19 protein-coding genes are annotated in these 23,758 nt (G+C 69.6%); 11 read left to right on the top strand and 8 right to left on the bottom strand.

The window, feature by feature from the left end; translation table 11 throughout:
• Positions 1-108 precede the first annotated feature (108 nt).
• Both PV396_RS01125 and PV396_RS01120 read left to right on the top strand, forming a co-directional pair.
• The gene (locus tag PV396_RS01125; protein WP_319199660.1) at positions 109-1,173 is read left to right on the top strand and encodes a LacI family DNA-binding transcriptional regulator; all 1,065 of its coding nucleotides are present in this window, start codon (positions 109-111) and stop codon (positions 1,171-1,173) included.
• Positions 1,170-2,081, top strand: a complete 912-nt coding sequence (locus PV396_RS01120) for a carbohydrate kinase (protein WP_319199659.1) — start codon at positions 1,170-1,172, stop codon at positions 2,079-2,081. Before PV396_RS01125 ends, PV396_RS01120 begins: the two co-directional genes overlap by 4 nt.
• 102 nt (positions 2,082-2,183) lie before the next feature.
• Here the strand turns inward: PV396_RS01120 and uvrA are convergent, their stop codons facing one another.
• Complete coding sequence (uvrA, locus tag PV396_RS01115) at positions 2,184-5,174, bottom strand: excinuclease ABC subunit UvrA (RefSeq protein WP_319199658.1); 2,991 nt, start codon at positions 5,172-5,174, stop codon at positions 2,184-2,186.
• A gap of 223 nt (positions 5,175-5,397) precedes the next feature.
• Here uvrA and PV396_RS01110 point away from each other — a divergent pair, with 223 nt between their 5' ends.
• The 5 genes from PV396_RS01110 (at position 5,398) to PV396_RS01090 (ending at position 9,700) form a co-directional block, all read left to right on the top strand.
• Positions 5,398-6,084, top strand: coding sequence for a maleylpyruvate isomerase family mycothiol-dependent enzyme (locus PV396_RS01110; RefSeq protein WP_319199657.1), 687 nt, complete (start codon positions 5,398-5,400; stop codon positions 6,082-6,084).
• Between the two features lie 30 nt (positions 6,085-6,114).
• Entirely contained in the window at positions 6,115-6,771 is a 657-nt protein-coding gene (locus tag PV396_RS01105; RefSeq protein ID WP_319199656.1) for an MBL fold metallo-hydrolase, read from the top strand.
• 375 nt (positions 6,772-7,146) lie between these two features.
• Positions 7,147-8,031: an ABC transporter substrate-binding protein gene (locus tag PV396_RS01100; RefSeq protein ID WP_319199655.1), complete on the top strand. Its 885-nt coding sequence runs from the start codon at positions 7,147-7,149 to the stop codon at positions 8,029-8,031.
• Positions 8,028-8,936 carry an amino acid ABC transporter permease gene (locus tag PV396_RS01095; protein ID WP_319199654.1) on the top strand — a complete coding sequence of 303 codons (909 nt, stop codon included), beginning with the start codon at positions 8,028-8,030 and terminating at the stop codon, positions 8,934-8,936. Before PV396_RS01100 ends, PV396_RS01095 begins: the two co-directional genes overlap by 4 nt.
• Before the next feature lie 35 nt (positions 8,937-8,971).
• Positions 8,972-9,700, top strand: a complete 729-nt coding sequence (locus PV396_RS01090; protein WP_319200597.1) for an amino acid ABC transporter ATP-binding protein — start codon at positions 8,972-8,974, stop codon at positions 9,698-9,700.
• Position 9,701: 1 nt separating this feature from the next.
• Here PV396_RS01090 and aroQ read toward each other — a convergent pair whose 3' ends face one another.
• The gene (aroQ, locus tag PV396_RS01085) at positions 9,702-10,175 is read right to left on the bottom strand and encodes a type II 3-dehydroquinate dehydratase (protein WP_319199653.1); all 474 of its coding nucleotides are present in this window, start codon (positions 10,173-10,175) and stop codon (positions 9,702-9,704) included.
• Between the two features lie 103 nt (positions 10,176-10,278).
• Here aroQ and PV396_RS01080 point away from each other — a divergent pair, with 103 nt between their 5' ends.
• Together PV396_RS01080 and PV396_RS01075 are read left to right on the top strand one after the other, a co-directional pair.
• Entirely contained in the window at positions 10,279-11,325 is a 1,047-nt protein-coding gene (locus tag PV396_RS01080; protein WP_319199652.1) for an LD-carboxypeptidase, read from the top strand.
• 58 nt (positions 11,326-11,383) lie between these two features.
• Positions 11,384-12,688 (top strand): MFS transporter, encoded by a 1,305-nt coding sequence (locus tag PV396_RS01075; RefSeq protein ID WP_319199651.1) that lies wholly within the window; start codon positions 11,384-11,386, stop codon positions 12,686-12,688.
• Positions 12,689-12,701: 13 nt separating this feature from the next.
• Here the strand turns inward: PV396_RS01075 and PV396_RS01070 are convergent, their stop codons facing one another.
• The 6 genes from PV396_RS01070 to PV396_RS01045 form a co-directional block, all read right to left on the bottom strand.
• Complete coding sequence (locus tag PV396_RS01070) at positions 12,702-13,802, bottom strand: ionic transporter y4hA (protein WP_319199650.1); 1,101 nt, start codon at positions 13,800-13,802, stop codon at positions 12,702-12,704.
• Positions 13,803-14,104: 302 nt separating this feature from the next.
• The gene (locus PV396_RS01065) at positions 14,105-15,106 is read right to left on the bottom strand and encodes a TerC/Alx family metal homeostasis membrane protein (RefSeq protein WP_319199649.1); all 1,002 of its coding nucleotides are present in this window, start codon (positions 15,104-15,106) and stop codon (positions 14,105-14,107) included.
• 285 nt (positions 15,107-15,391) lie between these two features.
• Positions 15,392-17,503 carry a TerD family protein gene (locus PV396_RS01060; RefSeq protein WP_319199648.1) on the bottom strand — a complete coding sequence of 704 codons (2,112 nt, stop codon included), beginning with the start codon at positions 17,501-17,503 and terminating at the stop codon, positions 15,392-15,394.
• A gap of 51 nt (positions 17,504-17,554) precedes the next feature.
• Positions 17,555-18,121: a TerD family protein gene (locus tag PV396_RS01055; RefSeq protein WP_319200595.1), complete on the bottom strand. Its 567-nt coding sequence runs from the start codon at positions 18,119-18,121 to the stop codon at positions 17,555-17,557.
• A 248-nt stretch (positions 18,122-18,369) separates the two neighbouring features.
• Entirely contained in the window at positions 18,370-20,508 is a 2,139-nt protein-coding gene (gene uvrB, locus PV396_RS01050; protein WP_319199647.1) for an excinuclease ABC subunit UvrB, read from the bottom strand.
• Between the two features lie 40 nt (positions 20,509-20,548).
• The gene (locus PV396_RS01045; protein ID WP_319199646.1) at positions 20,549-21,415 is read right to left on the bottom strand and encodes an MHYT domain-containing protein; all 867 of its coding nucleotides are present in this window, start codon (positions 21,413-21,415) and stop codon (positions 20,549-20,551) included.
• Between the two features lie 311 nt (positions 21,416-21,726).
• Here PV396_RS01045 and PV396_RS01040 point away from each other — a divergent pair, with 311 nt between their 5' ends.
• Together PV396_RS01040 and PV396_RS01035 are read left to right on the top strand one after the other, a co-directional pair.
• Positions 21,727-22,302, top strand: a complete 576-nt coding sequence (locus tag PV396_RS01040) for a methylated-DNA--[protein]-cysteine S-methyltransferase (protein ID WP_319199645.1) — start codon at positions 21,727-21,729, stop codon at positions 22,300-22,302.
• 156 nt (positions 22,303-22,458) lie between these two features.
• The gene (locus tag PV396_RS01035) at positions 22,459-23,751 is read left to right on the top strand and encodes an MFS transporter (protein WP_319199644.1); all 1,293 of its coding nucleotides are present in this window, start codon (positions 22,459-22,461) and stop codon (positions 23,749-23,751) included.
• Positions 23,752-23,758: the final 7 nt, after the last annotated feature.

Below are 23,758 nucleotides of genomic sequence, written 5' to 3'. Positions count from 1 at the left end.
CGGCTTGCGTAAGCGTTTACGTAAACGCTTACGCAAGCGTTTACGTCCCGTCGCGGATGCGATACGTTGCCGCCATCGCACCCGGTCCGGGACGAAAGGCGGGGACCCATGGCGACGATGGCCGACGTCGCACGGCACGCCGGAGTGTCCGTGGCGACCGTCTCCCATGTACTGAACGACACCCGTGTCGTGCGTCCCGCCACCCGCCAGGCCGTGCTGGTCGCCATCGAGGTGCTGGGCTACACCCCGAACACACTGGCCCGTTCCCTGGTCACCGCGCGGACCCGGTCCATCGGACTCGCGGTGTCGGCGATCAGCAACCAGTACTTCACGGAGATCCTCCAAGGCGTCGAGGCCGGCGCCCTGGAACACGGCTACAGCCTGCTCATTGCCGACCCGCACGACGACCCGGAGCACGAGCGCAAGGTCGTCCAGCTGCTGCACGAGCGCCGCGTGGACGGCATGATCGTGGCCCCCTCGGCGGATCCCGGCGCGCTGGTCGCCTATCTGACACGGCACGACGTACCGACGGTGTTCCTGGACCGGTTGCTCGACACTCCTGCCGACAGCTCTCCGCGCTTCGACCAGGTGTGTGCCGAGAACGCCGAACCCATGACCCTGTTGATGGACCACCTCACCTCCCTCGGCCACAGACGCATCGGGCTCGTCACAGGGCGCCGCGGTCTCAGCACGACGGCGGAACGGATCTCCGGCTACCGCATCGGGCTCGCCTCCGCCGGGCTCCCCCACGACGAACGCCTGGTGGTCCATGGCGACTCCGAGTCGGAGGGCGCCGAGCGGGCCACCGCCGCCCTCCTCGCCCTCGCGGCTCCCCCGACCGCCCTGGTCACCGCCAACAACGCGATGACGATCGGCGCCCTGCGTGCCCTGCGGGAGCGGGGCCTCAATGTGCCGGACGACGTGGCATTGTGCTGCTTCGACGACTTCGCCTGGGCCGACCTCTTCACGCCGGGGCTCACCGCGATCGCGCAGCCCGGCAAGGACATCGGCACCCAGGCCGTGCGTCTGCTGCTGGACCGGCTGGCCGACCCGGACCGCCCGGCCCGCACCGTGCGGCTCCCGTGCACGTTCGTCCATCGCGAGTCGTGCGGTTGCGCCGGCCGGAAACACCACACCCACGCCCCGCAGTCCGGGAAAGGACCCGTTTCGTGATCGTCGTCGCCGGTGAGGCCCTGATCGACCTGGTACCGCGCACGGCGGGCGCCCTCGCGGAGCTGCGGCCGGCGCTCGGCGGCGGGCCCTACAACACGGCGGTGGCTCTCGGCCGCCTCGGATCCCCTACCGCGTTCTGCTCCCGCGTCTCGTCCGACGCTTTCGGCGAGGCACTGCTCGACGGGCTGCGTGAAGCAGGCGTCGACGTGTCGTCCGTGCAGCGCGGCAGCGAGCCGACCACCCTCGCGGTGGCTTCCATAGGTGTGGACGGCTCCGCCGCCTACTCCTTCTACGTCGAGGGCACCGCCGACCGGCTGTTCACCGCACCCGCCCAACTCCCTGACACGGCCCGCGCGGTGTCCTTCGGTACCTGCTCGCTGGTCCTGGAGCCGGGTGCGAGCGCGTACGAGGAACTGTTGCGGAGCTGCGCCGCCCAGGGCGTGTTCACCGCGCTCGACCCGAACATCAGGGCGGTACTCATTCCCGACGCGGACGCCTACAGGGCTCGTTTCCTGAGCTGGCTGCCCTCGGTGTCGCTGCTGAAGCTCTCGGAGGAGGACGCGAGGTGGCTCGGCGGAAGCCCGCGCGAATGGCTGGCCGCCGGCCCCGCCGCCGTCGTGGTCACCCGGGGCGGGGACGGGCTGACGGTCTTCACGCGTGACGGCGCGGAACACTCCGTGCCCGGAGAGAAGGTCGATGTCGGGGACACCATCGGCGCCGGCGACACCGTGAACGCGGCACTGCTGCACGGTCTGTCGGCCCGGGACGCCCTGTCCCCGGCGGCCCTGGCCGCCCTCGGCCCCGACGACTGGACCGGCCTGCTCCGTTTCGCCGCCCGCGCCGCCGCGATCACCTGTTCACGAGCGGGAGCGGAACCGCCGTACGCGGCCGAACTGGGCGCACCGTAGAGGCAGGTACGCACAGCGGCGGCCCGCGGGGAGTTCCCCCGGGCCGCCGCTGTGCGTCGTGCCGTCCCAACTCGTCGGCGCCGGGCGACGCTCGTCGACGGTTCAGGCCTTGCGGGCCCTGGTGGTCGTCTTCTTCGCCGGAGCGGCCTTCTTCGTGGCCGCGGCCGTCTTCGTCGTCGTCGACCTGGCCGCGACCGCCTTCCTGGCGGCCGTCTTGCGCGGGGCCTTCACCGAGGTGGCATCACTGACCCGCTCGGCGCCCAGGATCTCGCGCAGGAACTTGCCGGTGTGGCTGGCGGGGACCCCGGCGACCTCCTCGGGCGTGCCCTCGGCGACGACGAGACCGCCGCCGGCACCGCCCTCGGGGCCCATGTCGACGACCCAGTCGGCGGTCTTGATGACGTCGAGGTTGTGCTCGATGACGATGACCGTGTTGCCCTTGTCGACCAGACCGGAGAGGACCTTGAGGAGCTTGCTGATGTCCTCGAAGTGCAGACCGGTGGTCGGCTCGTCCAGGACGTACACCGTGCGGCCCGTGGAGCGCTTCTGGAGCTCGCTGGCGAGCTTCACTCGCTGCGCCTCACCGCCGGACAAGGTCGTCGCGGACTGGCCGAGCCTGACGTAGCCGAGGCCGACATCGTGCAGCGTGTTGAGGTGGCGGGCGATCGCGGGGACGGCCTCGAAGAAGTGCCGGGCCTCCTCGATCGGCATGTTCAGGATGTCCGCGACGGACTTGCCCTTGTAGTGGACCTCCAGGGTCTCCCGGTTGTAGCGGGCGCCGTGGCAGACCTCGCACGGGACGTACACGTCCGGGAGGAAGTTCATCTCGATCTTGATCGTGCCGTCGCCCGCGCAGTTCTCGCAGCGGCCGCCCTTGACGTTGAAGGAGAAGCGGCCGGGCAGATATCCCCGCACCTTCGCCTCGGCCGTCTCCGCGAACAGCCTGCGTACGTGGTCGAAGACACCGGTGTACGTCGCCGGGTTCGACCGCGGGGTGCGGCCGATGGGCGACTGGTCGACGTGGACGACCTTGTCGACGAGGTCGTCCCCGTCCACGCGCGTGTGGCGGCCGGGCACGCTGCGGGCGCCGTTGAGTTCCCGGGCGAGGTGCGTGTACAGGATGTCGTTGACCAGCGTCGACTTGCCCGACCCGGACACCCCGGTGACGGCGGTGAGCACGCCCAGCGGGAACGACACGTCGATGTCCCGCAGGTTGTTCTCGCGGGCGCCGTGCACGGTGAGCCGACGGGACGGGTCCTGCGGGCGCCGGATGTCGGGCAGCGGGATGGCCTTCTTGCCGGACAGGTACTGGCCGGTCATCGACTCGTCGTTGGCGAGCAGTTCCTTCAGGGAGCCGCTGTGCACGACCTTGCCGCCGTGCTCGCCCGCGCCGGGACCGATGTCGACGATCCAGTCGGCGACCTTGATGGTGTCCTCGTCGTGCTCGACGACGATGAGGGTGTTGCCCATGTCCCGCAGCCGGACCAGGGTCTCGATCAGCCGGTGGTTGTCGCGCTGGTGCAGACCGATGGAGGGCTCGTCGAGGACGTACAGGACGCCGACCAGGCCGGAGCCGATCTGGGTCGCGAGGCGGATGCGCTGGGCCTCGCCGCCGGAGAGGGTGCCGGCCGCGCGGTTCAGCGAGAGGTAGTCCAGGCCGACGTCGACCAGGAACTTCAGCCGTTCGTTGACCTCCTTGAGCACCCGCTCGGCGATCTTCTTGTCGCGGGCGTCGAGCTTCAGCTGCGCCAGGAAGTCCGCGCAGTCGCTGATCGACATCGCGGCGACCTCGGCGATGGACCTCTCCATGACCGTGACCGCGAGGACGATCGGCTTGAGGCGGGTGCCCTGGCAGGTGGGGCAGGGCACCTCGCGCATATAGCCCTCGAAGCGCTCCCGGCTGGCGTCGCTCTCGGACTCGCTGTGCCGCCGCTTCACGAACGGGACGGCGCCCTCGAAGGGCGTGGTGTACACGCGCTCCCGGCCGTACCGGTTGCGGTAGCGCACCTCGATCTGGGTCTTGTGGCCGTGCAGCAGCGCCTTCCTGGCACGCTGCGGGAGGCCGGCGAACGGGATGTCCGTACGGAATCCCAGCGCGTCCGCGAGGGCGGTGATGAGGCGGCTGAAGTAGTCCTTGGTGTGGCCGTGCGACCAGGGGTGGATGGCACCGTCGTCGAGGGACTTGTCCTCGTCGGGGACGATCAGCTCGGGGTCGACCTCCATGCGTGTGCCGATGCCCGTGCAGTCGGGGCAGGCGCCGAAGGGCGAGTTGAAGGAGAAGGAGCGGGGCTCCAGTTCCTCGAAGGACAGGTCGTCGTACGGGCAGTACAGGTGCTCCGAGTACATGCGCTCGCGCTCGGGGTCGTCCTCGGGGAGGTCGACGAAGTCGAGCACGACCATGCCGCCGGCGAGACCGAGGGCCGTCTCCACGGAGTCGGTGAGTCGGCGCTTGGCGGTGTCCTTGACCGTGAGGCGGTCGATGACCACCTCGATGGTGTGCTTCTCCTGCTTCTTCAGCGCGGGCGGGTCGGACAGCTGGATCGTCTCGCCGTCCACCCGCGCGCGGGAGTAGCCCTTGGTCTGGAGGTCCGCGAACAGGTCGACGAACTCACCCTTGCGCTCGCGCACCAGCGGCGACAGCACCTGGAAGCGGCTCCCCTCCGGCAGCTCCAGGACCTTGTCGACGATGGCCTGCGGCGACTGGCGCGAGATGGGGCGACGGCACTCGGGACAGTGCGGCTTGCCGATGCGCGCGAAGAGCAGGCGCAGATAGTCGTAGACCTCGGTGATCGTGCCGACCGTCGAGCGCGGGTTGCGCGAGGTCGACTTCTGGTCGATCGAGACGGCCGGCGAGAGGCCCTCGATGAAGTCGACGTCCGGCTTGTCCATCTGGCCGAGGAACTGGCGGGCGTACGACGAGAGCGACTCGACGTAGCGGCGCTGGCCCTCGGCGAAGATCGTGTCGAAGGCCAGGGAGGACTTGCCCGACCCGGACAGACCCGTGAAGACGATGAGCGAGTCGCGCGGGAGGTCGAGCGAGACATTTTTGAGATTGTGCTCGCGCGCGCCACGGACGATGAGACGGTCGGCCACGCCGGTCCGCACCTTTCTTGAGAGAAGTGACAGGGGCGGGGCCCCCGTGCTTTCTCAGACTAGGGGGAGCCACTGACAACGCCGGTCGGATTCCTGGGGAGGAAACAATCCCCGGCCATCCAGCATGCCCGACGCCGCACTCGACCATATAGCACGCACATTCGATTTGCGGGCCAGGTGAGCCGCCTTCACCCGAACGGGTGGCGGGGCTATCGTCGAACCCATGGCCGATCATGTGCGCGACCTGGCGTCTGTACGCGAAGCGACGGAACGACTGCTCACCGCAGCCGCGAAATTGAACAACGATTCGGTGGCCGAGCCGTCACAGTTGCCGGGCTGGACCCGCGGCCACGTCCTCGCCCACCTCGCCCACAACGCGGACGCCCTGGTGAACGTCTTCGAGGGACGTCTCATGTACGTCTCCGGAGAGGCCCGGGACGCCGACATCGACCGGGACGCCCCGCGCCCCCTCGACGTACAGTTGGCCGACGTACGCGAGAGCGCCGCCCGTTTCCAGGAGGCGGCGGCCGTGCCCGCGGACTGGTCCCGCACGGTGGAACTGCGCAACGGGGTCACCGACACCGCCTCCAGGGTGCCGTTCCGCCGCTGGATCGAGGTCGAGCTGCACCACGTGGACCTGGGGATCGGCTACGAGCTCGAGGACCTCCCGGCGGAGTTCACCGAACGGGAGATCGCCTTCCTGGCCGACCGGTTCACCGGCCACCCCGAGGTGCCCCGCACCGTGGTCACGGACGGCACGCGCGCGTGGAGCACGGGAAGCGAGTCGAACGGACCCCGGGTCACGGTCACCGGGCCGGCGCCCGAGCTGCTGGGGTGGCTCTGCGGCCGGCGCGACGGCGCGAAACTCGACGTACAGGGAGGTGCGCTGCCCGCGCTGCCCCCGCTCTAGGGGCGACCGCGTCGCTATAGGCTGACCGCCATGACGTACAGCGGAGCGGTGAAGGTCGGCGGCCCTGCCGATGTGCACGAGTTGCCGGACCTGATGATCACCAAGGTCGCGGTGGGCCCGATGAACAACAACGCCTATCTGCTGCGCTGCCGGGCCACCGACGAGCAGCTGCTGATCGACGCGGCGAACGACGCCCATACGTTGATCACACTGATCGGTGACGACGGGATCGCGTCGGTCGTCACCACGCACCAGCACGGGGACCACTGGCAGGCGCTCGCCGAGGTCGTGGCGGCCACCGGCGCACGTACGTACGCGGGCCGGGAGGACGCCGAGGGCATCCCCGTACCGACCGAGGTGCCCGTCGACGACGGGGACACGATCCGCGTGGGGCGCGTGGAACTCACCGCGCGTCAACTGGTGGGACACACGCCGGGCTCCATCGCGCTCGTCTACGACGACCCGCACGGGCATCCGCATGTGTTCACCGGAGACTGCCTTTTCCCCGGCGGCGTGGGCAACACCCGCAAGGACCCTGAGGCCTTCGCCAGCCTGATCCACGACGTGGAGACGAAGATCTTCGCCCCGCTCCCGGACGAGAGCTGGGTCTATCCGGGACACGGCAACGACACCACCCTCGGTGCGGAGCGGCCCCATCTGCCGGAGTGGCACGCGCGGGGCTGGTGATCCCGGCGGAGAAGACCTCGCCCACGCGGTGGTGAAATTCCTTTGCGCGGTGGTGAACTCCTCTATGGGGGGCGTGCAATTGACGGCTGCACGCCCCGTGTGAAACGAACACACACGCTGGTGGCGCACGCGCGCTCCCGGCGTGCGCCCTGGCGCAGTGCACTGGAGGCAGCCCCGCACAGGATGACGGCTCCTGGGCGGCACGGGCCGCCGACCTGTCGATCCCCGCCCTCGGTCGGCGGCCCCGGCGTTCGAGCCGGCCTTGGCCCGCACGTTCATCCCGGCGTTCACAGGAATGCAACACACGTTCCCACTATGCGGACAATTCCGGCTGTGACCTGGACAAATAGCACGCCTCGCTGCCACTCTCCCGCCATGTACCTTGCCCCTCGCACGCTGCGCCGCGCAGTCTCCGCCGCCGCTGTCGCCCTGCTCGCCACCGCTGTCGGCTGCGCCCCGCAGCCGGAGGAGAAGAGCGCCGCCAAACCCACCGGGACGGCCGGAACCACCTGCGCCAAGGGCAAGTTGGCCACCCAGACCGCGGGCAAGCTGACGATCGCCACCGACAAGCCCGCGTACGAGCCGTGGTTCAAGGACGACAAGCCCGCGAACGGCGAAGGCTTCGAGTCGGCGGTCGCCTACGCCGTGGCACAGCAGCTGGGCTACGACAAGGCGAACGTCGTCTGGCAGAGCGTGCCCTTCAACAAGGCCTTCGCGCCCGGCGAGAAGACCTTCGACTTCGACATCAACCAGGTGTCGATCAGCGCCGAGCGCAAGAAGGCCGTCGACTTCTCGTCCGGCTACTACGACGTGCGCCAGGCCGTCATCGCGCTGAAGAGCTCCAAGGCCGCGAAGGCGACGAGCATCGCGGACCTCAAGGGCCTCAAGCTGGGCGCCCAGGTCGGCACCACGAGCCTCAACTACATCGACGACGTGGTGAAGCCGACCCAGGAGCCCGCCGCGTACGCCAAGAACGACCAGGCCAAGTCCGCGCTGCAGAACGGCCAGGTCGACGCCATCGTCGTCGACCTGCCGACCGCCTTCTACATCACCGCCGCCGAGGTGACCGACGCGAAGATCGTCGGGCAGTTCGAGAACCAGGGCGGTACGCCCGAGCAGTTCGGACTGGTGCTCGACAAGGGCAGTGCGCTCACCTCGTGCGTGACGACCGCGGTGGACGCCCTGCGCAAGGACGGAACGCTCGCCTCCCTCGAGAAGCAGTGGCTGTCGGACGCCGTCGACGCTCCGGTGCTCAAGTGACCGCAGTGAAGGAGGAGTCCGGGCAGGAGGACCCGGCCGACCTGCCGGACCGGGGCGACGGTTACGTCCCCTCGCAGCGCCGGATCGACCGTGAGCGGTACAAGCGCACCCGCGCGCGCCGCGCCACGTCGATCGCCGCGCTGTCCACCCTGGTCACCGGGGTCGTCCTCTATCTGGTCGTCGTGAGCGCACCGGGCTGGCCGCGCACCAAGGAGACGTTCTTCAACGGGCAGTACGCCCGCGAGGCGTTCCCCAAGGTCCTCGAAGGGCTGTGGCTGAACGTACGGCTGCTGCTGATCTGCGGCGTCGCGGTGCTCGTCCTCGGCATGCTGATCGCGATCGCGCGTACGCTGCGCGGCCCGGTGTTCTTCCCACTGCGCGCGCTGGCCGCCGCGTACACGGACTTCTTCCGCGGCCTCCCGCTGATCATCAATCTGATGATCGTCGTACTCGGTGTCCCGGCGCTGCGTCTGCAGGGCATCACCGTGGACCCGGTGCTGCTCGGCGGTACGGCGCTGACGCTGACGTATTCGGCGTACGTCGCCGAGGTGTTCCGGGCCGGCATCGAGTCCGTGCACCCGTCGCAACGGGCGGCGGCCCGCTCGCTCGGGCTGACCAACCGGCAGGCGCTGCGCCACGTCGTGCTGCCCCAGGCGGTACGGCGCCAGGTGCCGCCGCTGCTGAACGACCTGGTGTCGCTGCAGAAGGACACCGGGCTCGTCTCGATCGGCGGCGCGGTGGACGCCGTCCGCGCGGCCGACATCATCGTGGGCCGCAGCCTCAACTACACGCCGTACATCGTCGCGGGGCTGGTCTTCGTCGCGCTGACCATCCCGATGACCCGCTTCACTGACTGGGTGACGGCCCGGATGGACCGGCAGCGGGCGCAGGGAGGAACACTGTGAGCGAGATCCCCGACGGCTCCTCCCCCGTGCTCCGTATGGAGTCCGTACGCAAGACCTTCGGTGAGACGGTCGTCCTGCGGGACGTCGATCTGGAGGTCGCGCCGCACACGGTGACCGCGCTGATCGGCGCGTCCGGCTCGGGCAAGTCGACGCTGCTGCGGTGCGCGAACCTGCTGGAGGAGATCGACGACGGCGCGATCTGGCTGGACGGCGAGGAGATCACCGATCCGCGGACCGACCAGGACGCCGTGCGCCGCCGGATCGGCGTGGTCTTCCAGGCGTACAACCTCTTCCCGCACATGACGGTGCTGGAGAACATCACCCTCGCCCCGCGCCGGGTGCACGGCGTGGACCGCGCCGAGGCGGAGCGGTACGGCCGTGAGTTGCTGGAACGGCTCGGGCTCGGCGCGAAGGCCGGCGAGTACCCGGACCGGCTGAGCGGCGGCCAGCAGCAGCGCGCGGCGATCGTCCGCGCCCTCGCCGTACGCCCCCGGCTGCTGCTCCTGGACGAGATCACCGCGGCCCTCGACCCGGAGCTGGTGGGAGAGGTCCTCGCCGTCGTCCGGGATCTGAAGAGCGACGGCATGACGATGGTCCTGGCGACCCACGAGATGGGCTTCGCCCGCGATGTCGCGGACCAGGTCTGCTTCCTGGAGGGCGGTGTGGTCCTCGAACGCGGTACGGCCGAGCAGGTGTTCGGCGATCCGCAGCAGGAGCGCACCCAGCAGTTCCTGCGGCGGATCGTGGAGGCGGGGCGGCTGTAGGTCAGGCCTGCGCGGTCGCCGCCTTCAGCAGCGCGGCGACCCGCTCCACCCCGAACACGTATCCCTGCACACCGCACCCCGCGATGACTCCGTCGGCGCGCAGTGAGACGTACGAGTGGTGCCTGAACGTCTCGCGCTGGTGGATGTTGGAGATGTGGACCTCCAACACGGGCAGGCCGTCGCAGGTGTTGAGGGCGTCGAGGATCGCGACGGACGTGTGCGAGTAGGCGCCCGGGTTGATCACGATGCCCGCGTGGTTCAGGCGCGCCTCCTGGATCCAGTCGACCAGCTCGCCCTCGTGGTTGGACTGCCGGAAGTCCACCGTGCCGCCGTGCCCGGCCGCCGCCTTGGCGCACAGGGCCTCGACGTCGGCGAGGGTGTCGGAGCCGTAGATCTCCGGCTGGCGCTGGCCCAGGAGGTTCAGATTGGGTCCGTTGAGAATCATGATCGGGGCGCTGGCGAGGGTGCGGGGCACGGTTCCTCCGGTCCGTTCAGGTGTGGCGGCCTGTCGAGGACCGCTGCTCAGCCCCCGGTTTATCACGGTGCGCCGACAACAGGACGCCCCGTACGCTCCCGGCATGACACACCCCGTCCATCCCCCCAAGCCCTCTCCCGGCGACCGCATAGCCGTCATCTCGCCCGGCGCGGCCCTCCCCGGGCTCTTCCCGCGCCCCCACGAACTGGGGCTGGAGCGGCTGCGCAAGGAGTTCGAACTCGAACCGGTCGAGTATCCGGCGACCCGGAAGATGGGTTCGACGCCCCGGGAGCGGGCCGACGACATCCACGCGGCGTTCGCCGACCCGGACATCAAGGCGGTCATCGCGACGATCGGCGGCGACGACCAGATCACCGTGCTGCCGTTCCTGGACCGGGAGTTGATCCGGGCGAACCCGAAGCCGTTCTTCGGGATGAGCGACAACACGAACCTGCTGGCCTACCTGTACAACACCGGGATCGTCGGCTATCACGGCGCGACCGTGATGACGGCGCTCGGACGACCCGTGGCCATGGACCCGCTGACCGCCGAGTCCCTGCGGGCCGCCCTGTTCACCTCGGGCGAGTACGAACTGCGGCCCGCCGAGCGCTGGAACGACGTCAACCGCGACTGGGCCGACCCGGCGACCTTCGACGCCGAACCGGAGACCCGTCCCGGCAACGGCTGGACCTGGCTGAACGCCGACCGCGTGGTGGAGGGCCCCGGTTGGGGCGGCTGTCTGGAGATCCTCGCCTGGCTGCTGATGGCCGACCGTGAGGTCTCCCACGACCTGACGGCATACGACGGCGGAGTGCTGCTCCTGGAGACCTCGGAGGAGATGCCGAGCGGCGAGGAGGTCTTCCGCACGTTGCGCAACATGGGCGAGCGCGGGCTGCTCCAGCGCTTCTCCGCGCTGCTGATGGGCCGCGCGAAGACCTGGTCCTTCGAGCGCCCCAACAGCCCCGAGGAGGGCGCTCGTTACGCCGCCGAACAACGGGAGGCCGTCGAACGCGCCCTGCGCGCCTACGCACCCGGGATGATGACCGTCTTCGACGTGGACTTCGGACACACCGATCCGCAGATCGTCATCCCGTACGGAGGGCCGATAAGGGTGGACGGCATCGACCGGCGCATCACCGTGACGTACTGATCCCGGTCGGCCCCGCACGCCCCCGTAACGTGCGGTCACCGTGGGTAGTTGACGCGGCATGCACGACGTACGCACGGTAAGGGCGCCTTCGATGGTGCGGCTGGCCGCCGCCTCGCTCGCGGGGACGGCCATCGAGTTCTACGACTTCTTCGTCTACGGCACCGCGGCCGCGCTGGTTCTGGGGCCGCTGTTCTTCCCGACCTTCTCCCCGCTGGCCGGGACACTGGCCGCCTTCGGGACGTTCGGTGTGGGGTTCGTCGCCCGGCCGCTGGGGTCGGTGCTGTTCGGGCACATCGGGGACCGGCGGGGGCGACGGCCCGTCCTTGTCGTCTCGCTGCTGCTGACGGGGGCGTCGACGGTCGCGGTCGGCTGCGTGCCGACGTACGAGTCGATCGGCATGGCCGCTCCCGTGCTCCTCCTGGTGCTGCGTTTCCTCCAGGGGCTCGGTCTCGGCGGGGAGTGGGGCGGGGCGGTCCTGTTGACCGCGGAGCACGCGCCCGCCGAACGGCGCGCCCTGTGGGCGAGTTTCCCGCAGATCGGCCCCGCGGTCGGCTTCGTCCTGGCCAACGGGGTGATGCTTGCGCTGTCGGCGTCCCTGACGGAGGCGCAGTTCGCCTCGTGGGGGTGGCGGGTGCCGTTCTGGGCGGCCGGGGTGCTCGCCGTGGCGGGGCTGTGGCTGCGTTCCTCGCTCGCGGAGAGCCCGAGTTTCCTGGAGATCGACGACCACGCGCGCGTGCCGCTCGCCGAAGTCGTGCGCGACCACTGGCGGCTGGTCCTGCTGACGGCGGGCGCGCTCGCGGTCGGCTACGCGGTGTTCTACGCGGTGACGACCTGGTCCCTCGCCTACGGGACCGAACGGCTCGGTGTCAGCCGTACCGTCATGCTGGCCTGCATCATGGCCGCGGTGGTGGTCAAAGGCGCTCTGACGCCGGTGGTGGCTCTCCTGGGCGACCGTTACGGTCGCCGGCCGCTGTGCCTCACGGGGTGTGCCGCCGCTGCCGTGTGGATGTGCCCGATGGTCGCTCTGCTGTCGACCGGTGAACCGCTGCTGATGTTCCTCGGCTTCCTGGTGGCGATGATCGCGTTCGTCACGATGTTCGCGGTGATCGCCGCCTATCTTCCGGAGCTGTACGAGCCCCGCGTACGGTGCACGGGCGCCGCGGTCGGCTACAACCTCGGCGGGGTGCTCGGCGGCGCGCTCACCCCGATCGTGGCGACGGCGCTCGCCGAGCACGGCGGGCGGGTGCCGTGGAGCGTGGGCGCCTATCTGACGGGGATCGCGCTGTTCAGCCTGGGGTGCTTCGCGCTGTTGCCGGAGACCCGGCCGGTGCCCCGCCTCGTCGCCGTCCCTGCCACGGACTGACCCGCAGCGGTGGTCAGGGATTGATCGCCAGCTCCAGGTAGGCCGCGAACAGCACCAGGTGTACGCCGCCCTGGAGCGGCGTGGCCCGCCCCGGCACCACCGTCAGCGAGCCCACGACCACCGTCAGGGCCAGCAGCACCATGTGGGTGGCGCCGAGACCGAGGACCAGTGGTCCGGAGAGCCAGACGGACGCCAGGGCCACGGCCGGGATGGTCAGGCCGATGCTGGCCATCGCGGACCCGAGGGCGAGGTTCAGGCTGGTCTGCACCCGGTCCCGGCGCGCGGAGCGCAGCGCGGCGATGGTCTCGGGAAGCAGCACGAGCAGGGCGATGACCACACCGACGACGGCATGCGGCAGGCCTGCAGCCTCCACCCCGGACTCGATGGTGGGCGAGACTCCCTTCGCGAGGCCGACCACCCCGATCAGCGCCAGGCCCAGCAGTCCCAGGCTGACCCGGGTGTCGCGGCGGGTCGGGAGCTCCGCGTGGCCGTCCGCGTCGATGACCTCGCCCTGTCTGGTGACCGGCAGGAAGTAGTCGCGGTGCCGCACGGTCTGGGTCGCCACGAACAGTCCGTACAGGGTCAGCGAGGCGAGTGCGGCGAAGGTGAGCTGGGCGGTGGAGAACTCAGGGCCCGGCTTGCTCGTGGTGAAAGTCGGCAGCACCAGACTGAGGGTGGCCAGCGTCGCGACCGTGGCGAGAGCGGCGCCGGTGCCCTCCGGGTTGAAGACCGCGGTCCCGTGGCGGATCGAGGCACTGAGAAGGCTCAGCCCGACGATGCCGTTGCAGGTGATCATCACGGCCGCGAAGACGGTGTCCCTGGCCAGGGTGGCGCTCTTGTCCCCGCCGTCGGCCATCAGTGTGACGATCAGGGCGACTTCGATGATCGTGACGGCGACGGCCAGCACGAGGGACCCGAAGGGTTCACCGACCCGGTGGGCGATCACCTCGGCGTGATGTACGGCAGCCAGGACAGCGCCGGCGAGGACCAGTGTCACCAGCGCGACCACCACACCGGGAAGATCGCGGCCCCAGGTGAAGCCGAGCAGGACGACCGCGGCCACCGGCACGACAGCCGTCCACCGCGTCGCGAGCGACCGCAGCTGCACGATCATTCAGCGATCGTCGCAGACCGACACGGGCCATGCACACGCACACCGCTCCACGCCCGACCCCTGACGTTTGCCCCGCACACGCTCCTTCACAGTGCCCCTTTCGCCCTCTGCCCCCGCTTCGACCTGGTGCCCCGAAACAGGGCACATACTCCGGCACCCACCGAGCCACCCTCCGCAGGGCGAAGCCCGGCGCGCACGCGTCGCGTCGATCTCTTGGACCAGCGCAACGAGGCATCGGGAACGGTGGTCGGCAATTCGCCGCCACACCGTTCCCGATGTGGTTGTTCCTTCGTCCGGCGCGGTCAGGCCTCGATGCTGTCCTTGGGAGCGCCTTCGCTCTCCTTCTGCGCCGCCTCGGCCGCCTCCTGCTTCCTGGAGGCGATCAGGCTGGTGATCGTGGTGATGACCAGCACGCCGCAGATCACCCCGAGGGAGACCGGTATGGAGATCTCCGGTACGTGGACGCCGGACTCGTGCAGTGCGTGCAGCACCAGCTTGACGCCGATGAAGCCGAGGATGACCGACAGGCCGTACGAGAGGTGGACCAGCTTCCTCAGCAGGCCGCCGATGAGGAAGTACAGCTGGCGCAGGCCCATGAGGGCGAACGCGTTGGCGGTGAAGACGATGTACGGGTCCTGGGTGAGGCCGAAGATCGCCGGGATCGAGTCGAGGGCGAACAGTACGTCCGTGGTGCCGATCGCGAGCATGACGACCAGCATCGGCGTCATGATCCGCTTGCCGTTCTCCTCGATCCACAGCTTGGTCCCGTGGTAGCGGTCGGCCACACCGAACCGCTTCTCGGCAGCCTTGAGCAGCTTGTTCTCCTCGAACTCCTCGTCCTCCTCGTCGGCCCGGGCCTCCTGGATCAGCTTCCAGGCGGTCCAGATGAGGAAGGCACCGAAGATGTAGAACACCCAAGCGAAGCTCGCGAGGATCGCGGCGCCGGCGGCGATGAATATCGCACGCAGGACGAGGGCTATGAGGACACCGATGAGGAGCACTCGCTGCTGGTACTGAGAGGGCACCGCGAACTTCGCCATGATCAGGACGAAGACGAAGAGGTTGTCGACGCTCAACGACTTCTCCGTGATGAAGCCCGCGAAGAACTCGCCGGCGGGCTCACCGCCGCTGAAGACGAGCAGCCCCAGGCCGAAGAGTGCGGCCAGGGCTATCCAGACGACCGTCCAGATCCCGGCTTCCTTGATTGATACGTCATGGGGCTTGCGCCCGATGAAGAAGTCCACCGCGATCAGAGCGGCGAGACCCACGATGGTCAGGACCCACAGGGTCACGGAAACATTCACTGCGCCTCCGGCAGTACGTAACGGCAAATTTCAGCGTCGTCGCTACCGGAGGTCTCTTCCACCCGCGACAGCCGGGCTCCTTCACGCGCCCGGTGCCTGCGGGCCGACGCCCCGGGATCTGGAGTGATCCGTATTGACGGGTACGCCGCAGCAGGTAGGGAGTACTCCCCTCCGTTGGGAAAACAGTACCCCAATCACCAAGGAAAGGTAAAGAGATTAGTAAAAGAAAACCCAAATCCGCAGTTCAGGAGGCTTTGCGGATGCTTGGTGAAGGTCCTGAGCGCCTCAACGGTTCCATGAGCGACGGGCTGCGGCCACCTGGCTGAGCACCTGCTGGAGCACCTGGCTGCCCTGCGGCACGGCTGATGGCTCGTACGTCCACGCATGACCGACCCACGGGTCGGCAAGGTGGTCGTCGGGCACAGGAGTGAGTCGCAGAAGCGAACGCCAGAGCGGGTCAAGCAGGGGTCCGTAGACCGAGGCGTCCTCGCGGTCGGCGACCAGCATCAGGTGGACCCCGACGGCCGGGCCCTCGTCGGCGAGGTAGCGCAGCTGGGTCACCGCCCGGTCGTCGAAGCCGTGCGGGAAGTCATTGACGATCAACAGCTGCTGAGCGGTGTCGAGGTCGGGCGGCAGCGAGTCGGCCGCGCCACCACGCACCGCCATCTGCACCAGGTCGACGCGCTGGGTCAGCCGGCCCAAAACGTCCGCGACGCCTGCGGCCCCGGCGGCGGGCGGGCCCGCGAGCACCCCGGTCCGTACGAGCGGCGCGAGGGCCTGGGCGCCCGAGCCTGCCGGATCGATGACGTGCACGGCGAACTCACCCGGGGGATGGACGGCGAGCAGCCGGGCCGCGTGGGTCACCGCCGTGTCCATCGCGAGCCGCCGCAGCTCGTCGGAATCGACGAGCGAACCGTCGAGCGCCTCACCACCGCTGTCGATCCACAGGCCCCGCTCCAACGGCAGCCGAACAAGCATCGGAATGCTCAGGTCGGCGCTCTCGGGCAGCCGCAGATCGCCCAGCCGCAGCGCCATGGGCAACTCCATCGGCACTCGGTAGCCGTGCCAGACGGGATTGTCCCAGCGCGCGTACGACAGCGGCAGCGCGGGCTCGACGACCTCCGCCTCCGCGACGAGCTGGGAGAGGTCGCGGTCGAGGGCGGCGCGGGCCTGGTCGACGAGCTGCGCGTGCTTGGCGCGGGCGGTCTCCCGGGCGGCATCGCCCTGGCCGCCGATCCGGCTGCGCGGATCCGCCAGCGCCTTGTCGATCTCCTGTTCAAGACGAGAGTCGGCGAAGTCCACGGCGCTGCGGTACGCGGCGACGCTGCGCGCCAGGTCCTCAAACATGCCCCAGACCTGGTTGTAGAGCCGCTCGTCCATGGACCACCCGGTCGCGTCGCCCGCGACCGGCCGTGGCGGCTGTCCGGGCGGGGACGGGGGTGCGGTCGGCGGGGCCGGTGGCGGCGCGGAGGTACGGCGGCTGGGGTGACTGTAGTTGATCGGTGCGCCGCCGGCGGGGGCGGGTGGCTGGGAGGTGGCGGAGGAGTCGGTTTGCGCGGCTTCCCCTGCGCGGCCGCCCACCTGGGGCGAATCGTCAGGTTGTCCGGTCTGTGCCGGCGGGTTCTGCGGGTCCTGGACCCCGTACAGCGACGGAGGTTGCGCCGATGCGGCGCCCTGGACGCCCTGCGACGCGGAGCCGGCCTGCTCCGGTGTTCCGGGAGCCAGGGGGTCCTGCGGTCCCTGAGCCGCGTAGGGCGACGCGGACTGGGCGGGTGCGGCCGACGGCGTCCGGCGGGTGCGGTCGCTGTCGGGTGTGCGCGGCGGAGGGGGTGCGACCGAGCGGGAGTGCGCCTGGAACACCGCCTCGTTGATGACGTCCGCGAGGCGGCGGGCCTCGGGAAGGCTCTGGTCGGTGAGGAGTTCGGCGAGGCCGCCGGAGTATCCCTGGCCGATCGCTCGTACCTTCCAGGCGTCCTGTCTGCGGTACAGCTCCAGGGCGACCACCGCCGACTCGGCCTCCAGGCCCGTGATCGTGTAGCTGGCGATCCCGGTGCCGTCGAGGCCGGTGACGGTGACGAAGGGGGCGGCTACGGCGCCGAACCGGGCCGGGCCGCCCACGCCGGACGGCAGCGCGAGCAGCACGCTGACCCGGTGCACGGACTCCGGCATGGCGCCCAGATCCACGGCGAGGCGGTGATCGGCCGCCGCCTGTCTGGAGACCTCCAGACCGGGGAGCGTGGGCGCGCCGGGATGGGCAACCCACTCGACACCGTGGACCCTGCCCTGCTCGTCGCCGATCGTGGCCGCGGCCACGATCGGCGTGCCGGCCGAGATCCGCACTTCGAGACGGACCTGCGAGAGCGGATGGTTCTGCCCCCGGACCAGCTCGGCCGTCATCGCCTTCGTCCCCCCGTGTCGTTCTGTTGTTCGTGGGCTGCCCGGGCCCGGTTACAGGTGCGGCAGGATCGCCGGCATCAGGTCCTGGAAGGTGCGGCCGTTGGCAGGCGTGCCAAGGGCGGTCATCTTCCAGCCGGCACCGGCGCGGTGCACCTTCGCCATGATCTGGGCCGTGTACTGCCCGCCGCCGTCCAGTGTGTAGCGGGCGAGTTCGTCTCCGTTGGCCTCGTCGACCAGGCGGCAGAAGGCGTTCTGCACCTCCTGGAAGGTCTGGCCCGTGAAGGAGTTCACGGTGAAGACGATCTGGTCGATGTGGACCGGCACACGCGGGAGGTCGACGAGGATCGCCTCGTCGTCACCGCCCTGGCCGACACCGCCGACGAGGTTGTCGCCCGTGTGCCGCACAGAGCCGTCGTCGCTCACGAGGTGACGGAAGAACACCACGTCGACGGGCTGCTTGTCGGCGAACAGCACGGCGGATGCGTCGAGGTCGATCTCCCGCGTACGCGTGCCGAACAGGCCGCGCCGGGGAGCCGCCTGCCAGCCGAGGCCCATACGCACCGCGGTCAGGGTGCCCCCGTCGTTCTTCTGCAGGCTGATGGCCTGACCCTTGGTCAGATTGACGCTGCCACTGGGTGCTCCACCCTTGGATACGTCCACCACGCGCTGTTCCCCTCTCGAGCCGTCCCCTGTTTCCGCGGGGTCCGCGGATGACCTGAACCCTACGCAGGAGCACTGACAGTGCCGAAGCCTCGGGCGCACTTTGTGTCGGTGTTGCAACACTGCGCGTACGACGCAGGTCGCGGGGGCGGGTCGAGGTCCCGGCCGGTGCGGAGGCCGGGTACCTCGTGCGCCCCGTGCGGCACTCAGGCGATGCCCGCCTCCCTCATCTGCCGCAGCTCCTTCTTCATCTCCGACACCTCGTCGCGCAGCCTGGCAGCGATCTCGAACTGCAGGTCGGCCGCCGCGGCACGCATGCGTGCGGTCATCTCCTCGATCTGGTCGGCGAGTTCGGCCGCGGGGCGGTCCGTCGGCACCGTCTGGCCGGCCTTGCCCTTGCCCGCCTTCGCTCCCTTGGCCGCCTTGCCGCCGAGCGAGGGCACCGGCGCCTTGGCGCCCTTGCCGTCCTTCGACTTGCGGTAGCCCGAGCCGAGGAGCTGTTCCGTGTCGACGTCCTCACGGGCGATCTGCGCGACGATGTCGTTGATCTTCTTGCGGAGGGGCTGCGGGTCGATGCCCTTCTCCTTGTTGTACGCAACCTGCTTCTCCCGGCGGCGGTTGGTCTCCTCGATGGCCTTCTCCATCGCCGGGGTGATCTTGTCGGCGTACATGTGGACCTGGCCGGACACATTGCGCGCCGCGCGGCCGATGGTCTGGATCAGGGAGGTGCCGGAGCGCAGGAAGCCCTCCTTGTCGGCGTCGAGGATGGACACCAGGGAAACCTCCGGGAGGTCGAGGCCCTCCCGGAGGAGGTTGATGCCGACCAGGACGTCGAACTCGCCGGCGCGCAGTTCGCGCAGCAGCTCGACCCTGCGCAGGGTGTCGACGTCACTGTGCAGATAGCGGACCTGGATGCCGAGTTCCAGGAAGTAGTCGGTGAGGTCCTCGGCCATCTTCTTGGTGAGCGTGGTCACCAGGACGCGTTCGTCCCTCTCCGCGCGCGTGCGGATCTCGTGCACCAGGTCGTCGATCTGGCCCTCGGTGGGCTTGACGACGACCTCGGGGTCGATGAGACCGGTGGGGCGGATGATCTGCTCGACGTAGCCGTCACCCCGGGACAGCTCGTACTTGCCGGGGGTCGCCGACAGGTAGACGGTCTGCCCGATGCGCTTTTGGAACTCCTCCCATTTCAGAGGGCGGTTGTCCAGCGCGGAGGGCAACCGGAAGCCGTGGTCGACGAGCGTGCGCTTGCGGGACGCGTCACCCTCGTACATGGCGCCGATCTGCGGGACCGTGTTGTGCGACTCGTCGATGACGAGCAGGAAGTCGTCCGGGAAGTAGTCGATCAAAGTGTTCGGCGGAGAGCCGGGGAGGCGTCCGTCGAAGTGCATCGAGTAGTTCTCGACTCCGGAACAGGAACCGATCTGGCGGAGCATCTCGATGTCGTACGTCGTCCGCATCCTCAGGCGCTGGGCCTCCAGCAGCTTGTTCTGCTTCTCCAGTTCGGCGAGGCGTTCGCCGAGTTCCTTCTCGATGTCGTTGACGGCCCGCTCCATGCGCTCGGGCCCTGCCACGTAGTGGCTGGCAGGGAAGACGTACATGTGCTCGTCTTCGCTGATGATCTCGCCGGTGAGCGGGTGGAGGGTGGAAAGGGCCTCGATCTCGTCACCGAACATCTCGATGCGGACGGCCAGCTCCTCGTAGACCGGGAAGATCTCGATGGTGTCGCCGCGGACGCGGAACGTGCCGCGGGTGAAGGCCAGGTCGTTGCGCGTGTACTGGATGTCGACGAAACGGCGCAGCAGCTGGTCCCGGTCGATCTCCTCGCCGACCTTGAGAGGGACCATCCGGTCCACGTACTCCTGCGGAGTACCGAGGCCGTAGATGCAGGACACGGAGGCGACCACGATGACGTCCCGCCGGGTGAGCAGCGAGTTCGTCGCGGAGTGGCGCAGGCGTTCGACTTCCTCGTTGATCGAGGAGTCCTTCTCGATGTATGTGTCCGACTGAGGGACGTAGGCCTCGGGCTGGTAGTAGTCGTAGTACGAGACGAAGTACTCGACCGCGTTGTTCGGGAGGAGTTCCCGGAACTCGTTCGCCAGCTGGGCGGCCAGGGTCTTGTTCGGCGCCATGACGAGCGTGGGGCGCTGAAGTTTCTCGATCATCCACGCCGTGGTGGCGGACTTGCCGGTGCCGGTCGCGCCGAGGAGCACGACGTCCTTCTCACCTGCTTCGATGCGCCGAGCCAGCTCGGCGATGGCCGTCGGCTGGTCGCCGCTCGGCTGGTAGGGGCTGACGACCTCGAAGGGCGCCACCGTGCGTTCGATCTCGGAAACTGGCCGCATGACATCCACCGTACGACCACCCACTGACAACGGGTCCTGATCACCGGTTCTGCGGGGTGCGGGAGCCCTGATGTCCGTGCCTCTGCCGGGCACCCGGCGGGAGGCGTCGGCCGGGGTGCGGGACCGGAGGGTGGGCCGGGATACCCGGTTTGTTCTCGGCAGCGCGCAGGTCGGGCTTGCCCTTGACCATCAGCGGATCGAACAGCACGACGACGCCGGCCAGCAGGAGGAAGGCCAGAGGGCCGATCATGAGGGGGGCGAGCAGGGCCGCGGGGGAGGCTCCCTCCGGGCTGCCGGGTGCCGTGTGGAGGTGGACCCGCAGGGCGGCCATGCCCGTGTAGTGCATACCGCTGACGGCGAGCCCCATGACGAGACTGGCGCCCACGCTCCACAGGAAGCCGCGGATCTGCCCGGCCGCCCACAGGGCGGCGGTGGCGGCCACGACGGCTATCACGACCGAAGCGGCGACGGTGAGCGTGTTGTACTCCAGCTTCCCGTTGAGGCGCATTCCGGCCATGCCCAGATAGTGCATGGAGGCGATACCGAGGCCTGTGATGGTGCCCCCGGTGAACAGCGCGGTTCCGCTCGCGCCCCGGTAGCCGACGATGAAGATCCCGATGCCGACCATGAGGATGGCGACGCCCAGACTGGCGAAGGTCAGCGCCATGTCGTAGTGGATCGGGGTCTCCTTGACGGTGAACCCCATCATCGCGACGAAGTGCATGGTCCAGATGCCGGAGCCGATCGCGACCGACCCGAGTGCCAGCCACCCTGGTCGCCACGACTGGGCGACCAGCATCGATCTGGTGGTGCAGCGCAGGCCCAGCGCTCCGCCCAGGCAGGCCATGAGGTAGGCCACCAGCGGTGTGACGATTCCGTAGCTGAATCCGTCGACCGTGCCCTGCATGCGCGGTTGCCCTTCCGCCCTGTTGCATCCCGGTTTTCCCTGAAATGCCTCCGTGCCCCAGGACCGGCCAGCGGTCAGGGTTGTGGCAGAGAGTATGACTGGCTCCCGAGGGGTCGAACGATTTTCCGGCAAAGAAACACGGCCTTGCCCCACTTGTGCGGCAGGCGTGTGCACACTCGGGCAACTCCGTTCAATCTGTGTCTGTGTCGTACCTCTTTGCCCGTTGTCCCTCCGCTGTCACTCCTGGCCCCTGCGCACCCGCTCGGAGCCGTCGCCGGGCATTGTCAGTGGTGGGTCGTACGGTGGGGCACATGGACGGCCATGGGTGGGACGAGCGGCGGGAGCCGGAGAAGCGGCAGCGGGTCGTGTGGACGGTTGTCGGCACCGACATCGGTCCGCTGCTGCTGGCCGCGACGCACGAGGGCCTGGTGAACGTCGTGTTCCACGCCACGGAGTCGGTGCGCGAGAGGGCTGTGAAGCGGCTCGCTTCCCGGTTCGGCGAGCAACCCGTGGAGGAGCCCGGGTCCCCCCTTCTTGCCGAGGCGATACGCCAGTTCACCGCGTACTTCGCGGGTGAGCGGCACGATTTCGAGCTGCCGCTCGACTGGTCCCTGATCTCCGGCTTCAACCGCCAGGTACTGCGCGAACTGGCGTCGGGTGTGCCCTACGGTGCGGTCGTCGGGTACGGCGACCTGGCCGATCGGGTAGGCCGGCCGGGCGCGGCGCAGGCGGTGGGCGCGGCGATGGGCGCCAATCCGCTGCCGGTCGTGGTGCCGTGCCATCGGGTCGTGGAGAGCGGTGGCGGCCTGGGCGGGTTCGGGGGCGGGGTGGAGACCAAGCGGAAGCTGCTCGCGCTCGAAGGGGTGCTGCCCGAGCCGCTGTTCTGAGGGTTTCGGCGGCGGGGCCCGAGGGTTTCATCAATAGGGGGCCAGTAGTACGAGGGGACAGTCCCGCACGGAAGGGGTTCCGTGCGGCGGATGCTGTGCGGAAGCAGGGGGGACCGCGCCAGTGAGCACATTCCTCGGCCGTGTGAGCGGGCCGCGGTGACCGCCGTCGAGCGGAGCGTCGGCGTGCCCGTGGCGGGCGAGCAGCGGGCCGCGCTGCGCCGTCGCGTCTCCGGAGTACTCGTCGCGAGTCAGATTCTCGGCGGGCTCGGAGTGGCCACCGGTGTCGCGCTCTCTTCCGTACTGGCCCAGCGGATCAGCGGCACCGAGTCGCTGTCCGGGCTCGCGCCGACCGCGATGGTCACGGGCACCGCGGTGGCCTCGCTGCCGCTGGCGGCGCTGATGACCGCGCGCGGGAGACGGCCCGGACTGGTCCTGGGGTATCTCGTGGGTGCCCTCGGGGCGGGCGTCGTCGTGATCGCGGCAGTCATCGGCAGCTTTCCGCTGCTGCTGTGCGGCATGGCCGGGTTCGGCGCGGCCTCGTCGGCGAATCTGGGAGCGCGGTTCGCGGCCGCCGATCTCGCCGAGCCGGACAGGCGGGCCCGGGCCATCTCGAACATCGTGTGGGCGGCGACGATAGGGGCGGTCCTCGGACCGAACATCGCCGCGCCCGCTGGGCGCAGCGTGTCCGGGCTCGGGATACCCGCGACGGCGGGCCCCTTTCTCTGGGCGGCCGGGATCTTCCTGGTCGCGGCGGCGACGGTGGCCGTCCTGTTGCGCCCCGACCCGCTGCTCACGGCCCGTGCGCTGGCCCCGGCAGAGGAACTGTCGGCCGAGGGCCGGTCCCTGCGGGCGGGTCTCACCGCCGTCGCCGCCTCGCCGCGCGCCCGGCTCGCGCTCGTGACGGTCGCCGGTTGCCACACCGCCATGGTCTCGGTCATGTCGATGACGCCGGTCGCTCTCGGGCACCACGGTGCGAGCATCGATCTGATCGGGCTGGTCATCAGTGGTCACATCGCGGGCATGTACGCGTTCTCGCCGCTCATGGGGCGGTTGTCCGACCGGGTCGGACGGCTGTCGGGTATCGGGCTCGCCGTGGGGCTGCTGGCCTGCGCCGCATTCCTCGCGGGCGCGGCCGGTGGCGGTCACGGCCGCGTCGCGGTGGGTTTGTTCGTTCTGGGGCTCGGCTGGTCGGCCGGGCTGGTCTCCGGGTCCGCCCTGCTCACCGACTCCGTGCCCGAGGCCGCACGCGCTGCCGCCCAGGGGCTGTCCGACCTCGTCATGAACACCTCGGCTGGCCTCGGCGGTGCGACCGCCGGCCTCGTGATGGCGCAGGCGGGCTACGGCTGGTTGAATCTCGCCGCCGCATGCCTGCTGATACCCGTGGGCGCGCTGGCGTTGTTCACACGCGGCGGCCCGCGGCGGGTCCGGAGCGAGTCGGCAGGCGACTGACCCACGA

The organism is Streptomyces sp. ME02-8801-2C (assembly GCF_033793965.1).
Lineage (GTDB): Bacteria > Actinomycetota > Actinomycetes > Streptomycetales > Streptomycetaceae > Streptomyces.
Note: the sequence above shows the minus strand (reverse complement) of the source record. Positions and strands in the feature narration are given on the sequence as shown.